Below are 13,241 nucleotides of genomic sequence, written 5' to 3'. Positions count from 1 at the left end.
TCGGCTTAGCCTGGTCCGGTACATGTCCTGGAGCGACGGCGGGAGGGGAAGGATGCGGATGACATGGAGTCCGTCCGGACGGCTCGCGGGCCTGACCGCCCGGCTCGGCCTGCGCAGCGGCACTGCCCGCACCCGCTTCACCGCCCTGTACGTGGCTCTGTTCATGCTGTCGGGAACGGCGCTGCTCGTCATCGCGGCCGTGGTGGCATCCGGCGCCTCTCGCTCCAGCCGGACCGTCCCGGACGGCGGCACCGGTCAGCCCGCCACCACGGCAGAGGTCCAGGGGCGCATCAGCGCACTGGAGCGGCAACTGGCCCAGGTGCACGACATCCAGTTCCGGCAGATCCTCATCGGCTCCGCGATCGCCCTCGGGGTCATGGCGGTGATCTCGGTCGGACTCGGCTGGTTCGTCGCCGGACGAGTGCTGCGCCCCCTGCGCGTGATGACGGCGGCCACCCGCAGGATCACCGCCGACAGCCTGCACGAACGCCTGGCCATCAGCGGCCCCGGTGACGAGGTGAAGGACCTCGCCGACACCATCGACGACCTTCTGGGTCGTCTGGAGGGTTCCTTCGACGCCCAGCGCCTTTTCGTCGCGAACGCCGCCCATGAGCTGCGTACACCGCTCACCACGATGCGGGCATCTCTGGACGTGGCCCTCGCCAAGCCGGGCCCGCTCCCCGGGACCACGGCCACGCTGGCGACCCGGATGCGTGCCGAACTCGATCAGGTGGACCGGCTGCTGGAGAGTTTCCTCGTTCTCGCCCGCACCCAGCACGGCGAGTTCACCGACTCGGAGCGGCTCGATGTCGGTCGGCTCGCGCTGGCCGCCGTGACCGGACGGGCGAAGGACATCGCGGCCAAGGGGCTGACCGTGCGTGAAGACCGGAGCGACGACCCCGCGTGGGTGTGGGGCAGTCGGATGCTGCTGCGCCGCCTGGCCGACAACGTGATCGACAACGCGATCGCGCACAACGACCCCGGTGGCTGGATCAGTGTCGCGGTACGGGCAGAAGGGGACGACGACACAGGCGCGGTGTCGCTCGTCGTCGAGTCCAGTGGACCGGCCCTCGACCAGCGGCGGGTGGCGGAACTCGCGCAGCCCTTCCGCCGCCTCGGCGCGGACCGGACCGGAACCGGCCGGGGCAGCGGTCTCGGTCTCTCCATCGTCGAGGCCATCACCCGGGCCCACCACGGCACCCTGGACCTGCGCGCTCGACCCGACGGCGGCCTGGGCGTCACCGTCACCCTCCCCGGCACGAACGCCGGGGCGACGGCGGAGGCTCGCAACACAGAGATGGACATGGTGCGTTGAGAGTGCTGGTGGTCGAGGACGCCCGCCCCCTCGCCGAGGTCGTCGCCGAGGGGCTGCGTGACCAGGGCATGGCCGTGGACGTCTCCCATGACGGGCTCGACGCAGCGGCCAAACTGGACCTCAACACGTACGACGTCGTCGTGCTCGACCGCGACCTGCCCGGCATTCACGGGGACACCCTCTGTCAGATGATCACCGATCAGGACGGCCGCGCGATGGTCCTGATGCTGACCGCCGCAGGCTCACCCGGCGACCGCGTCAGCGGGCTGACGCTGGGCGCCGACGACTACCTCGCCAAGCCCTTCCACTTTCCCGAACTCGTCCTGCGTATCCGCGCGCTGGCCCGCCGCCGCCCCGCGGCCCGGTCCCGCACTCTGAGCACGGCGGGCATCGAACTCGACCCGATACGGCGCACCGCCGGCCGGGACGGGCACCGACTCGACCTCTCCGTCAAGGAGTTCGCGGTGCTCGAAGCCCTGCTGAACGCGAGCCCCGCCTTCCTCAGCGCGGAGAACCTCCTCGAACAGGTCTGGGACGAACACGCCGACCCGTTCACCAACACCGTCACGGTGACCATCAGCCGCCTGCGCCGCAAACTCGGCGACCCCCCGGTCATCGCCACCACACCCGGCGTGGGGTACCGGATCATCGACCCACCGGTCCCACCATCCGGCTGAACAGCCACGGGGCCGTGGGCGGGCGAGCATCAGGGGCGCCCAGCCCTCCCGGCTCAGCGGGCGAGGCCGCGCAGGAGCAGATCGGCGAGGTTGGCGTACGCCTCGGCGTCGGCCAGACCCGTCGCGGCCACCACCTGGCGCTGCTGGATGCGGACCATCACCGAGGCGATGACCTCGGCCGCGAAGGGCACGTGGACCTCGCGGAACACGCCGGCCGCCACACCCTCCTCGATCAGCTGCTGAATCCGGCCCGCCGCGGCGCGGGTGTTGCGCTCGTACACCTCGGCCGCGGGCTCGAACGCGGCCACGTCGTCGAAGAAACGCGGTGAGACCGGCGCGAGTTCGGCGGCGACCGCCCCCAGGTAGGCGGCCAGCCGGCCGGCGGGGTCGGGCTCGGCCGCGAGCGTGGCCTCCACACGCGCGGTGGCGGCCCGGAAGAAGTGCACCACGACCGTCCGGACCAGCTGCTCCTTGCTGCCGGCCAGTCCGTACAGGGTGCGCTTGGAGCAGTGCAGCCGGGCGGCGAGGTCGTCCAGCGTGAACTGGGCGAAGCCCTCGCCGATCAGCAGGGCCACCAGGTCCTCGAACAGCTCCGACCGACGGGCCGCGCCGCGCCCGGTCAGCTTGGGGGTGCCCGCGGCTGAGGTCTCCGTCATTCGATCAGTATCCCAGGACGACCCATGCGCTACGCTATACGGTACTGAAGTACCACTCACAGTACCGTATGGAGTGCGACATGGCCGTCGACCGCATGCTGCCCACCGAGGAAGCGGAAGATCTGATCGCGCTCGTCCGCGACCTCGCCGACCGGGAACTCGCCACGCGGGTCGAGCAGCACGAGGACGCCGCCGCGTACCCCGAGGGCCTGTTCGCCATCCTGAGCAAGGCCGGGCTGCTCGGCCTGCCGTACCCGGAGGAGTACGGCGGCGGGTCCCAGCCGTACGAGGTCTACCTGCAGGTGCTGGAGGAACTGGCGGCCCGGTGGGCGGCCGTCGCCGTGGCCACCAGCGTCCACACCCTGGCCTGCCACCCGCTCAACGCCTTCGGCACCGACGCCCAGAAGCAGCGCTGGCTGCCGGACATGCTGGGCGGCGAGCTGGTCGGCGGCTACAGCCTCTCCGAACCACAGGCCGGCTCCGACGCGGCCGCCCTCGCCTGCAAGGCTGAGCGGACCGGGTCCGGCTACCGCGTCACCGGCACCAAGGCCTGGATCACCCACGGCGGCAAGGCCGACTTCTACGCGCTGTTCGCCCGCGTCGCACCCGGCAGCGGCGGCATCGCCTGCTTCCTCGCGCCCGGCACCGCCGAGGGCCTGTCCTTCGGCGCGCCGGAGCGGAAGATGGGACTCCAGGGCATCCCGACCACCTCCGCCCACTGGGACGGCGCGCTGCTGGACACCGAACGGCTGATCGGTGCCGAGGGGCAGGGCCTGCAGATCGCGTTCAGCGCCCTCGACTCCGGCCGCCTGGGAATCGCCGCCTGCGCCACCGGCCTCGCACAGGCCGCACTGGACGCGGCCATCTCCTATGCCAACGAGCGCACCACGTTCGGCCGGAAGATCATCGATCACCAGGGCCTGGGATTCCTGCTGGCCGGCATGGCCGCCGCCGTCGATTCCGCTCGCGCCACCTATCTCGACGCGGCGCGCCGCCGCGACGCCGGCCTCCCCTTCGGACGCCAGGCCAGCATCGCCAAGCTCATCGCCACCGACTCCGCCATGAAGGTCACCACCGACGCCGTCCAGGTGCTCGGCGGCTACGGCTACACACGGGACTTCCCGGTGGAGCGGTACATGCGAGAGGCGAAGATCATGCAGATATTCGAGGGCACCAACCAGATCCAACGACTGGTCATCAGCCGCAGCCTGACGCGCTGAACCCCTGTCACGGTGCCGCCCCGGATGGGTGTCGCCCCGGATGGGTGCTGGATCCCCCCCCGGAGGAAGCACCTGCCATGATCTCGCCTCCCGCCCCTGCCTGACCGCGCACCTCACCTCCGTCATCGCGCTTCCCGCGGCGGAGGGCCGGGTACCCGACGTCCGGCACTTCCCCGCCGCCGCACTGAGCCAGTGGGCGACATCCCGCGACGGCACGGACTCGGTGCTCCTGATCGTCGGTGAAATGGCCGCCGATTCCGCTCGGCACGAGCACGCGGACCTCACGGTGCTGCTCGCGTCGCACGGCGGCGTCATCGACATCGAGGTGACCGACTCCGGCCCGGCTCGCGGCCACCGCGCCACGGCCTCGGGAGATGTTGACGAGCACGGCCGAGGGCTGCAGATCGTCGCGGCCCTCGCCGACCGCCGGCAGACGCACCGGTCGTCTCCGGCCCGGCGTGTGGAGGCCGGGGTCGGCGCCACCAACGCTGTCAGCGTGCCCCGGTCGGCGCCGGGCCGAAGGCGTCGGCGAGGCTGGTCAGGATGGAGCCGGACCAGTCGTTCTCCCCGAACACCCTGACCGGCATGGCGAGCACGCCGTACTCCCGCTGGAGGGTTCGCGCCGGGATGCCGACCGGGAAGAAGTAGTTGCCGGGACAGATCCGGCTCGCCGTGGGGATCGCGCCGAGCACGTCCTGCGGCAATCGTTCGAACAGCCGCTCCGCCCGTGCGGCCAGTTCCGCCACGACCTGCCGGGGCACGTCACCGTGCTCGGTCAGCAGACGGTCGGCGAGCTGCAGCTGTGCCGATGTCGGCGGATCCGTCCGGAACGCGTCGGCCAGTTCGGCGTGTGCCGGGCCCAGCAGGACCACCCCGAACGTGCGGGGCCAGAGCCATCCCTTGGTGACCGAATGCAGCAGGACCGCACGACCGGTGTCCAGCAGACTCTGGGTCCCGGCCGCGAACGGGGCTCCCAGGTCGTAGACACTGTCGATCAGCAGGCGGCGGTGCGGTGACTCCCGCAGCCAGGACACCAGCGCGGCGCACTCGGCGTCGGACAGGTACCGGCCGAGCGGCTTGCTGGGGTTGGCCAGCAGCAGGTACTCGGGCCGGTGGTCGGCCGGCGACCCAGGCAGGGCCGGCGCCGGCAACGTCGGGTAGGAGGCGGGCTCCAGGCCCGCGGCGCGAGCCAGTTCGAAGTACACCGGGTACACGTCACTGGGCAGCCACAACCGCCCTTGCACGGCGTGCAGCCAGTGGAACACCACACCGAGCCCGTGACGGACCCCTCGGCAGACCATGGCATGGCCGGACCACTCTTCCGGCAGTGCGAAGCGCCGCAGCCAGGCACGGGCGAGATCGCACCGGTGCACCGTACGCACGTCGGTGGGCGGTTGCGGCCGCAGGGGCGCGAGCGCCCCGTACACGTTGGTCTCGGAGGTGTCCAGGAGCGAGGGGGAAGCGCTGAGCTGTCGCTGCCGGAACTCCTGGAACTCCTGGAACCTCATGCCGTCGCACCTTCCGGCACGATCTCGCTGGCCCGGTCCTCCAGGGATGCGTAGCAGCGGCCGTCGGCCATGACGTTCCAGCTGCGGGCCATGCCGTTGGTGCGTTCCCAGAGCAGGCTGGGCTCGGTGTACGCGGCGATCCGTATCGGCCGCCCGTCCCAGGTGCCGTCGTAGACCGGCGCGCCCCAGGGCAGGCGACTCGTCGGCGCGAAGCCGTGCCGCTCGGCGAACCGGGTGACGATGGACAGCGACACCTGGTGCTGCCGGCTCCAGACGTTCGCGGCGCGGTCGAAGTAGAGCGACTCGGTGCTCGTGGACACGTAGAGCTCTTTGAAGCAGACTTCCTCGACACCGAGAGCCGCGGCCCACGACAGGTAGCCTGCGATACCGGCCGCGTCTGCGACGCCGCCGTGCTGGAGCACGCAGATCAGCCTCATCCGCAGCCCCGGCCAGCGGTCACGGTCCATGCGCCAGGTGTCGACGACCGAGCTCACCGGGGTGCGCAGCATCATCAGCCGCTCGCTGACGGCGTCGTCCTGGTGGTGCCGGGAGACCGCCAGCACACTCAGGCCCGCGTCGCTCAGCGCCGCGAGACGGTCGGTCCGGTCGGCGTGCCCGCCCTTCGCCAGCGTGTGCGCGTTGGTGATCATGACGACTTTCGGGAAGGCCGCCGAACAGGCCGACACCAGGCGCAGCTGCTGGTCGAACGGTATGAGCGTGGGTTCCCCGCCGCCGGTGATCACCGCACGCTCGGCCCCCGCCGCACGGGCGCGCTCCAGCCAGTGGCCGACCGCGTCCCACGGAACCCGTGCCGGCGCCTGGTCGCTGGATATCGAAGCCGAGGAGAAGCAGAAGGAACACCGGGCTTGGCAGGCGGAGGCGACCGGCAGAACCGACACCGAGCGCGGTCGCGTCTCGGCGTAGCGACGCTGTGCCGAGGGGTGCAGGCGCAGGGAGGCCGCCATCGCGTCCTCGACGGTGGTCGGGCGCAGAGTGAACTCGTCGTCCGCTTGGTCGAGTTCGTGCACTGCGGACAACCGTATGAGGGCCTGGTGCAGTTCCATGCCGAGGCCGGTCAACGCGTTGGGCATCAGCTCGTCGGGGTCCACCGTGGTCTCCAGCACCAGCAGCCGGTCGCCCGGGACGGCCAGACGGTCCAGCAGCCGTCTCGCCTTGCCGACGCCGATCCCCAACTCCGCCCGGGTCAGCAGATGGAACCGGTCGGGATAGGTACTCTCCGGGATCCCCGCCTTGCCGTAGGCGTACGCGTACTTGTCGAAGCCCTTCGCGAAGTTCGACAGCAGGATGACGTGGAAGCGCTGGTCACTGTGGCTCATTCCGTCATCATGCATGAACGGACACCGGACGACAGGGGGTGAACTGCAGGCGGATCCTGCTGCTTCGGCCCGGACCACCGTGCACGGCAGGCCCCGCCCTGACGCGATCCCAGGCCGGCCTCGGTCTGTGGCAGGCACAGCCGGTCATTGACGACGGCGCCCACCTCCGGCGGCTCACCATCCTCGCTCACAGGTCACAGGTCACAGGTCACAGGTCACAGGTCGCAGGTCGCAGGTCGCCGGGCGCGAGGAGGACGGTGCCTGACGGTCCGTCGGACAGTGAGCCGAACGGCGGGAAGCGCCCCTGCTCCGCGGCCTCGTGCGGCCTGACCTCGTCCCACTGCCGCCACGGTGGCCCGTACGGCACGGGGTCGACGGCGTAGGACCCGGCCTCCAGCGGCGGCGGGTGCAGCGTCTCCCCGTGGGTGTCGGCCAGGTGGACCGCAACGCCACCTCCGACACCGCCGCCGTCAGGACCGCACCACAACCCGGTTGTCGGACGCCGTGAACGCCCTGCCGGCGGGCAGGGCGGCCACGGTGATAGGTGCGGACCGCAGCGCCTTCAGAAGCCGGAGAGGGAGACGCTTGTGCGGGCGATCTCCAGCGACATGAACGGCTCCGCGTTCACTGCCACGGCCATCGGCCAGTCGTCGATCAGCACTGCCTCACCCTGCGGACAAGGCAGCGGACAGAGGAGAGGCCGACGCTCAACCGCTCCGCCGGTGCGCCCCCGGACCCGGCCGGGCCGTGACGTCCCGGGGGGTCAGCACGGTGTGTTCGGTGGCGCACTCGACCACCACCCGGACGGGTGCCCCGCAGTCGGAATGCCGCAGATCGAGGACCGGACCCGCCGGGTCGGCGGCATGCGTCTCCCCCCACTGGCGCAGAGCGATCAGGACCGGCCACAGATCCCATCCCTTGCGCGTGAGCCGGTACTCGTTGCGGGCGCGGCTGCCGGGCTCCTGGTAGGGAACGGTGGTGAGGATGCCTGCCGCTGTCAGTTTCCGGAGCCTGTCGCTCAGGACCGCCTCCGACAGCCCCATGTGGCGGCGGAAGTCGTCGAACCTGCGTACACCGTTGGTGGCGTCCCGCAGGATCAGCAGGCTCCACTTCTCGCCGACGACGTCGAGCGTGCGCTGCACGGGGCAGTTGTCCGTGCTCACCTCAAGCCACTCCATGCCGCCATGGTAGGGACTCTGACTTCGTCATTGACAGTCAGAGGGTGGCGCGGCTAACTTCGATCTCCGAAGTCAGGTGGGAGTGGCACAGCTGGAGGCGTGACTGTGGGACGGACGCGGACGTACGAGTGGGAGGACCCCCAGCTGACGGCTGCAGCCGCCGGACGCGTCTCCGGTCTGGAGTTCCTGCGCGACGTGAAGGCCGGCCGACTGCCCGCCCCGCCCATCGCGGCCACGCTCGACATGGCCCTCGAAGAGGTCGAGTTCGGCCGGGCCGTGTTCTCGTTGATGCCGGGGGAGGAGCACTACAACCCGATCGGCAGCGTGCACGGCGGTGTCTTCGCCACGCTGCTCGACTCGGCGGCGGGCTGTGCCGTGCAGTCCACTCTGCCGACCGGTATGGGATACACCTCCCTCGACCTGAGCGTGAAGTTCCTGCGGCGCATCACGGTGGACACCGGCAGGGTGCGCGCCGTCGGCACGGTCCTCAACGGCGGCCGCCGTACGGTGCTGGCCGAGGCCACGCTCATCGACGAGGAGGACCGTCTCCTCGCTCATGCCACGAGCAGCTGCATGCTGCTTCCGCTGCCCGCTCCCTCACAGACCTGACGCGGTCGCGGTCTCGTCGTCGCCGTCCTGGTCACGCTTCGCGGCCGGAGCGCGAGCGCCGGGCAGCGCGGCGGCGCAGCAGCAGCGGCAGCACGTACCAGCACAGGCCGAACCAGAGCATGACCGCGCCGACGAGTATTTCGGCGAGGACGCCCGGCACCACGAAGCGCAGGATCAGCAGCAGCGTGCAGCCGATGGTCAGGGCGAGGAGGACCATGCCGCACATCATCAGGCGGGCGGCGCTCTCCACCAGGTCGTCCTTCATGCGCTGACCCGACAGGAAACGGTGCATGGAGACGGGGGCTATCAACGCTCCGGTGGCCGCCGCGCCGAGCACCACGGTGGTGACGTAGATGCCGCGGTCCAGCGTCTCCAGCTCCCGGAACAACGGCGTGAAGGCCACGCTGAGCAGGAATCCGAAGAGGATCTGCACGCCGGTCTGGGTGACCCGCGTTTCCTGCAGGATCTCGTTCCAACGGCGGTTGACCCTCTCGTGCGCCGATTCCGGCGCCTCCGGCGCTTCGGCTTCCGGCGTTCGCTGGTGGTGATCGCGGTGGGCGCAGCAGGCGGTGTCCTGCTCTGCCGCCGGTCCTGCGCCGGCCGGCCGCTCCGTCAGGGCCATGGCATCCTCCTGGTTCAGGGAGCGACCGTTTGCCCGCTCGGGCTACTTCCATGCCTGCGCGGCGGAGGGCCCGCTGCTTTCGGGGCCCTGCGGGCGCGCTCTGCCGAAGCCTTGCGGGAGGATTTGAGCACCGAACGTGACGTCGAGGCCGTACGACCGACAGTGGGAGGCCGAGGTGAGCCAATGAGCCAAGTCACCAGCACAGCGTGCCCACGCGGCGATCTTCGGCCCGTCCGACTGCCCCGGTGGGGGCCCGCCCTGAGCCCGACAGGGGCGAGTAAAGCCCGTGGCGGCGCGGTGGTAGGTTCCGGCATCATCCCTGTGTGATGGTCATGCAACCCGTTCTGGAGATCTTCGCTGCTGACGACTTCGCGCTCTGGCCCATCGGCGAGCACGAGTCGTACGGATACCTCGTTCTCGACGGGGACCTGACTCCGGCGGAGGTCGGCACGGCGGTGATGCGGATCGCCAACTGCAACGACTTCGAGCCGGAAGAGGAGCACGGGCCGTGCCCGACCGACCCGCTCGGCACGTTCCTGCACGGACTGCTCACCATGCCCGATCTGTTTGCCGCCGGCGGCTTCCGTGTGACCGATAGCGCCACCGACACTGTCGTCGTCCAGCCAGGTTGCTGCAACGGTCTGGAGACCTGGCGGGACTGGCTTGACATGCTCGACGGCACCGGCGGCTGCTACTTCGGCCACGACCCCTCCTCGATGGGTGAACGCGTCGGCGACATCGTCCGGCTGACTCTCGACGCCGACGGGGGCAATGACAGCCCGGTCATCGAACTGCCGGTGGACCAGGTACGTACCCTTGTCACCGGTGCCCAGCGGGACTTGCAGGACTTCCTCAGCCTCGCCGGAAGCTGGGCCGAACAACACCTGTCGGCGCACGCCACCGCCGTCACCGCTGCCCTGGCGCGGGTGCTGGACCTGGAGCACACCCCATGGCCAGCTTCCTGACCCACCGAGCGCGCGTGCACGAGGCTCACCTCCCTCCCCACCGCCGACACAGCGCGCTGCGGACGTGCCTCACCCTCTTCGCGCCCTACGGCTTCCGGGCGACGTACCACCACCTCACGCTCAGCGCCGCGATGCCCCGGCGGCTGGAGGCGGACCCGGACGCGCTGGTGCGAGCGGTGGAGGAACTGCATGAGGCGCGGGTGCTGTGGCTCGCGCGGGCGGACGAGTACGTCGAGCAGCGCCGGGCGCAGAAGCGGGCCGGTCGGCGGGCAGTGGCTAATCCGCGACCGTGGTGGCTGGGGCACAGATGGGACGGCCCGGACCGCGCCTGGTGTGAGGACCCGCATCGCCACCCTTCGCTGCGACTGCCCGAGTACGTCCAACGGCAGAACGCGTTCCTGGACGGCGCCGCTCTCCCCGGCTGTCCGGCCTGTGGGGACGAGGGGCCGCTGGAACCGAGGTCGACCGGGCACGGCTGGGTCGAGCTGTGCCATGGGTGCGCGTGGGTGCGCAGGCCATGCCCGTGCGGGCAGCGGCACCGGCTCGTGTCGGACACCCCGTACCGATGGGCCCAGATCTGGCAGCGGGCGCACATGAGCGATGACGGCACGCCGAACCCACACCGGGCCGAGGGCCAGCCGAATGTCCACATGGTGGATGATGTGATCGATATATGGACGACCCGACGACTGTGATCTTCCTGTCGGCACTATGCAGGGCATGACGACTACCGCGATACGGAACGCGTACCTGCTGGCTGCCGAACAGGCCGTGCAGCTTCTGGCAGCGGAGGGGTGGCGCAGCGTTGGGAGAAGGAATCCGTGCTGCCCGGGCTGTCGGTGGGTGGCCTGGCCGGTCACCTTGCGCGGAGCGTCCTGCAGGTCGAATGGTTCCTCGACGGTCCAGTGGTCGGTGCGGAACCGGTGTCGCCGGTGCACTACTACGCCAGGCTCCTGGGCACGTCCGTGCCGGACTCCGCGCTCAATGTCGGCGTACGTGACGAAGCCGGGCAGACGGCCGTACTCGGTGAAGCCCAGTGATCGGTAGGTGCAGGGCATGGGCGTTGTCACCACGGGCGTCGAGGGTGAGGACCTCGATGCCCGCCGCCCAGGCATCCGTGATCAACGCAGCGGCCGGCGCGCGGCCGACACTCCGGCCATGGGCAGCAGGACGTACCGCGATCTCCTCCAGATCGGCGTGTGGCCGATGTGTCGGCCGGGTGTGGCGGAACCAGTACCCCAGCCCGACCAGCCGACGGTCGAGATATGCGGCACGCAACGCCGCATCCCCGGCCCGTACCGCAGAGACGACGTGGCCGAGAAGCTCCGCGACTCATCCTGCGAGGGTGGTTCGACCCAGCCCAGCGCGGCACCTCCGCTGACCAGATCCGCCGGGATCTGGTGGGCCGAACTCCGGGAACCGGCTTCACTCGTCGAACGCGGCGGCTCCGCATACCCGCGGGTGAGCGTGCGTGCGCTTGCCGTGCCCGGGTGACACTGGTCGGGTGATTGTCGAACGCGCGTATGCGCATCTCCCTTCGTACGACGAGGATGCCTGGCCTTGGTCGGTGCCCTGCGTGCGACAGATGCTCCGCGAAGGGCTGAGGTTCACCGCGCCCGTGACCTTTCTGGTCGGTGAGAACGGTTCGGGCAAGTCGACGCTGGTCGAGGCGCTCGCGGAGGGGTTCGGCCTGGACTCCTACGGCGGCTCCCACGACTGGCGTTACGCCTCCCCGCGCGGCAAGTCGGCTCTCGGTGAGCGTATGAAGTTCGACGCCGCCTCAGGGCGCGGGCGTCGGATGGCCACCAGTTGGTCGGCCCGCAAGGGCTTCTTCCTGCGGGCCGAGACCGCGCTGGACGCCTTGGACCGGGAGGGGTTCTCGCCGGAGGATGTCAGCCACGGCGAGGGCTTTCTCGCGGCGTTCCGCGGGAAGTTCCTCCACGCCGGGCTCTATGTTCTCGACGAGCCGGAGGCGGCGCTCTCCTTCTCCTCGTGCCTTGAACTGATCGGGCACATCGACCGGTTGGCCAGGGAGGGCGGCCAAGTCATCTGTGCCACGCACTCGCCCTTGCTGACGGCGCTGCCGGGCGCGGACATCATCGAGGTCGGTGAGCACGGAATGCGGAGGGTCAGTTGGCCGGAGCTCGACCTCGTGGATCACTGGCGCCGCTATCTCTCCGATCCGCAGGCCTATCTGCGGCACATCGTCGAACCGTAGGCCCCGTGGAAGCGTGCCTGGCGTCGGTCATCGGCGGGTCGTGTCCGGTGGCGCGCGGGCTGAGAAAAGGAGTCGTAGTGTCCGTCCATTCGTCGTCTCTGGCTGCCGGAAGGCGGCATTCGGTCGGGCTGTGCTCGGACGGAACCGTTCTCGCCGTGGGCAATGACGCAGCCCGCGAATGTCGCGTCGAGGGGTGGGACGGTGTCGTCGCGGTGGCGGCCGGCAACGTCCATACCGCGAGGAACACGGGCAAGTCCCATACCGTGGGACTCCGCTCGGACGGCACGGTGCTGGCAACGGGGTGGAACAGCGACGCGCAGTGCGATGTCGCCGGATGGCGTGCAGTCACAGCAGTGGCCGCCGGCTGGCGCCGCACGCTCGGACTGCTCGCGAACGGCCGCGTGCTGGCGACCGGCCGGACGGTGGAAGGGCAGTGCGACGTGGAGGCCTGGCGCGAGGTGGTCGCCCTTTCGTGTGGTGACTGGCATTCGGTCGGCGTCCGGTCGGACGGTGCCGCACTGGCCGTGGGCAACGACCGACGCCGTCAGTGCGCCGTCGAGGGCTGGCGTGACCTCACCGCCATCGCGGCCGGGTACGTCCATACCGTCGGCCTCAGGGCCGACGGGCGCGCCGTAGCGACCGGAGACCGGACCACCGGGGCGTGCGAGGTCGATGAGTGGGAGGAAGTCGTGGGGCTCGACGCGGGCAGCTGTCACACCGTCGGGGTCACTGCGTCCGGGCGGGTCCTTGCCGTGGGAGACAACCGCCACGGCCAGTGCGACGTCGGAGACTGGCACGACATCGTCGCGGTGGCGGCCGGTTCCGCGCACACCCTCGGCCTGCGTGCCAACGGCACGGTCGTGTCCACGGGAAACAACGTCGACGGACAGTGCGCGGTCGACGCCTGGTCCGGAGTCCGGCTTCCGTGAGCCTCGG

16 protein-coding genes and 1 pseudogene are annotated in these 13,241 nt (G+C 70.4%); 10 read left to right on the top strand and 7 right to left on the bottom strand.

The window, feature by feature from the left end; genetic code table 11:
* The first annotated feature begins 58 nt into the window (after positions 1 to 58).
* On the top strand, positions 59 to 1,315 hold the full coding sequence (locus tag ACFU5F_RS25705) for a sensor histidine kinase (RefSeq protein ID WP_383891620.1): 1,257 nt from the start codon (positions 59 to 61) through the stop codon (positions 1,313 to 1,315).
* Positions 1,312 to 1,992 carry a response regulator transcription factor gene (locus ACFU5F_RS25700; protein ID WP_383891618.1) on the top strand — a complete coding sequence of 227 codons (681 nt, stop codon included), beginning with the start codon at positions 1,312 to 1,314 and terminating at the stop codon, positions 1,990 to 1,992. Before ACFU5F_RS25705 ends, ACFU5F_RS25700 begins: the two co-directional genes overlap by 4 nt.
* A 53-nt stretch (positions 1,993 to 2,045) precedes the next feature.
* Here ACFU5F_RS25700 and ACFU5F_RS25695 read toward each other — a convergent pair whose 3' ends face one another.
* Entirely contained in the window at positions 2,046 to 2,648 is a 603-nt protein-coding gene (locus ACFU5F_RS25695; RefSeq protein WP_383891615.1) for a TetR/AcrR family transcriptional regulator, read from the bottom strand.
* 80 nt (positions 2,649 to 2,728) lie between these two features.
* Here ACFU5F_RS25695 and ACFU5F_RS25690 point away from each other — a divergent pair, with 80 nt between their 5' ends.
* Positions 2,729 to 3,868, top strand: coding sequence for an acyl-CoA dehydrogenase family protein (locus ACFU5F_RS25690; RefSeq protein WP_383891612.1), 1,140 nt, complete (start codon positions 2,729 to 2,731; stop codon positions 3,866 to 3,868).
* A gap of 40 nt (positions 3,869 to 3,908) precedes the next feature.
* On the top strand, positions 3,909 to 4,448 hold the full coding sequence (locus tag ACFU5F_RS25685; protein ID WP_383891609.1) for an ATP-binding protein: 540 nt from the start codon (positions 3,909 to 3,911) through the stop codon (positions 4,446 to 4,448).
* Here the strand turns inward: ACFU5F_RS25685 and ACFU5F_RS25680 are convergent.
* From ACFU5F_RS25680 to ACFU5F_RS25665, 4 genes are all read right to left on the bottom strand, one after another.
* Positions 4,360 to 5,376 carry an aminotransferase class I/II-fold pyridoxal phosphate-dependent enzyme gene (locus ACFU5F_RS25680; RefSeq protein ID WP_383891606.1) on the bottom strand — a complete coding sequence of 339 codons (1,017 nt, stop codon included), beginning with the start codon at positions 5,374 to 5,376 and terminating at the stop codon, positions 4,360 to 4,362. The genes ACFU5F_RS25685 and ACFU5F_RS25680 overlap by 89 nt on opposite strands.
* A complete protein-coding gene (locus ACFU5F_RS25675) occupies positions 5,373 to 6,713 on the bottom strand; it encodes a radical SAM protein (protein ID WP_383891604.1) in 1,341 nt (446 codons plus the stop codon). Before ACFU5F_RS25675 ends, ACFU5F_RS25680 begins: the two co-directional genes overlap by 4 nt.
* A gap of 208 nt (positions 6,714 to 6,921) precedes the next feature.
* On the bottom strand, positions 6,922 to 7,200 hold the full coding sequence (locus ACFU5F_RS25670; RefSeq protein WP_383891602.1) for a hypothetical protein: 279 nt from the start codon (positions 7,198 to 7,200) through the stop codon (positions 6,922 to 6,924).
* Positions 7,201 to 7,420: 220 nt separating this feature from the next.
* Positions 7,421 to 7,891 carry a winged helix-turn-helix transcriptional regulator gene (locus ACFU5F_RS25665; protein WP_383891599.1) on the bottom strand — a complete coding sequence of 157 codons (471 nt, stop codon included), beginning with the start codon at positions 7,889 to 7,891 and terminating at the stop codon, positions 7,421 to 7,423.
* Positions 7,892 to 7,996: 105 nt separating this feature from the next.
* Between ACFU5F_RS25665 and ACFU5F_RS25660 the strand changes: the two genes are divergently transcribed.
* The gene (locus ACFU5F_RS25660; RefSeq protein WP_383891708.1) at positions 7,997 to 8,500 is read left to right on the top strand and encodes a PaaI family thioesterase; all 504 of its coding nucleotides are present in this window, start codon (positions 7,997 to 7,999) and stop codon (positions 8,498 to 8,500) included.
* 31 nt (positions 8,501 to 8,531) lie between these two features.
* Here ACFU5F_RS25660 and ACFU5F_RS25655 read toward each other — a convergent pair whose 3' ends face one another.
* Positions 8,532 to 9,122 (bottom strand): DUF6328 family protein, encoded by a 591-nt coding sequence (locus ACFU5F_RS25655; RefSeq protein WP_383891596.1) that lies wholly within the window; start codon positions 9,120 to 9,122, stop codon positions 8,532 to 8,534.
* Between the two features lie 326 nt (positions 9,123 to 9,448).
* Between ACFU5F_RS25655 and ACFU5F_RS25650 the strand changes: the two genes are divergently transcribed.
* From ACFU5F_RS25650 to ACFU5F_RS25640, 3 genes are all read left to right on the top strand, one after another.
* Entirely contained in the window at positions 9,449 to 10,087 is a 639-nt protein-coding gene (locus ACFU5F_RS25650) for a hypothetical protein (RefSeq protein ID WP_383891705.1), read from the top strand.
* A complete protein-coding gene (locus tag ACFU5F_RS25645; RefSeq protein ID WP_383891593.1) occupies positions 10,072 to 10,782 on the top strand; it encodes a hypothetical protein in 711 nt (236 codons plus the stop codon). Before ACFU5F_RS25650 ends, ACFU5F_RS25645 begins: the two co-directional genes overlap by 16 nt.
* Positions 10,783 to 10,881: 99 nt before the next feature.
* Positions 10,882 to 11,127, top strand: a complete 246-nt coding sequence (locus tag ACFU5F_RS25640) for a hypothetical protein (RefSeq protein ID WP_383891591.1) — start codon at positions 10,882 to 10,884, stop codon at positions 11,125 to 11,127.
* Here ACFU5F_RS25640 and ACFU5F_RS25635 read toward each other — a convergent pair.
* Positions 11,074 to 11,514, bottom strand: a pseudogene (locus ACFU5F_RS25635) (GNAT family N-acetyltransferase); the annotation flags it as partial. The gene ACFU5F_RS25640 and the pseudogene ACFU5F_RS25635 overlap by 54 nt on opposite strands.
* A 77-nt stretch (positions 11,515 to 11,591) precedes the next feature.
* Between ACFU5F_RS25635 and ACFU5F_RS25630 the strand changes: the two are divergent.
* The gene (locus ACFU5F_RS25630) at positions 11,592 to 12,305 is read left to right on the top strand and encodes an AAA family ATPase (RefSeq protein ID WP_383891588.1); all 714 of its coding nucleotides are present in this window, start codon (positions 11,592 to 11,594) and stop codon (positions 12,303 to 12,305) included.
* A 77-nt stretch (positions 12,306 to 12,382) separates the two neighbouring features.
* On the top strand, positions 12,383 to 13,234 hold the full coding sequence (locus ACFU5F_RS25625) for an RCC1 domain-containing protein (RefSeq protein ID WP_383891585.1): 852 nt from the start codon (positions 12,383 to 12,385) through the stop codon (positions 13,232 to 13,234).
* Positions 13,235 to 13,241: the final 7 nt, after the last annotated feature.

The sequence above is a fragment of the Streptomyces sp. NPDC057438 genome (genome assembly GCF_042802995.1).
In the GTDB taxonomy this organism is placed as follows: domain Bacteria; phylum Actinomycetota; class Actinomycetes; order Streptomycetales; family Streptomycetaceae; genus Streptomyces.
The sequence above is the reverse complement of the archived record's forward strand: the minus strand, read 5'-3'. Positions and strand labels throughout refer to the sequence as shown.

What these genes read in the sequence shown, in the direction of transcription:
- ACFU5F_RS25705 (WP_383891620.1), top strand. Translation starts at nt 59, where the DNA reads ATGACATGGAGTCCGTCCGGACGGCTCGCGGGCCTGACCGCCCGGCTC.
- ACFU5F_RS25695 (WP_383891615.1), bottom strand. Translation starts at nt 2,648, where the DNA reads ATGACGGAGACCTCAGCCGCGGGCACCCCCAAGCTGACCGGGCGCGGC.
- ACFU5F_RS25690 (WP_383891612.1), top strand. Translation starts at nt 2,729, where the DNA reads ATGGCCGTCGACCGCATGCTGCCCACCGAGGAAGCGGAAGATCTGATC.
- ACFU5F_RS25685 (WP_383891609.1), top strand. Translation starts at nt 3,909, where the DNA reads ATGGGTGCTGGATCCCCCCCCGGAGGAAGCACCTGCCATGATCTCGCC.
- ACFU5F_RS25680 (WP_383891606.1), bottom strand. Translation starts at nt 5,376, where the DNA reads ATGAGGTTCCAGGAGTTCCAGGAGTTCCGGCAGCGACAGCTCAGCGCT.
- ACFU5F_RS25675 (WP_383891604.1), bottom strand. Translation starts at nt 6,713, where the DNA reads ATGAGCCACAGTGACCAGCGCTTCCACGTCATCCTGCTGTCGAACTTC.
- ACFU5F_RS25665 (WP_383891599.1), bottom strand. Translation starts at nt 7,891, where the DNA reads ATGGAGTGGCTTGAGGTGAGCACGGACAACTGCCCCGTGCAGCGCACG.
- ACFU5F_RS25655 (WP_383891596.1), bottom strand. Translation starts at nt 9,122, where the DNA reads ATGGCCCTGACGGAGCGGCCGGCCGGCGCAGGACCGGCGGCAGAGCAG.
- ACFU5F_RS25650 (WP_383891705.1), top strand. Translation starts at nt 9,449, where the DNA reads ATGGTCATGCAACCCGTTCTGGAGATCTTCGCTGCTGACGACTTCGCG.
- ACFU5F_RS25645 (WP_383891593.1), top strand. Translation starts at nt 10,072, where the DNA reads ATGGCCAGCTTCCTGACCCACCGAGCGCGCGTGCACGAGGCTCACCTC.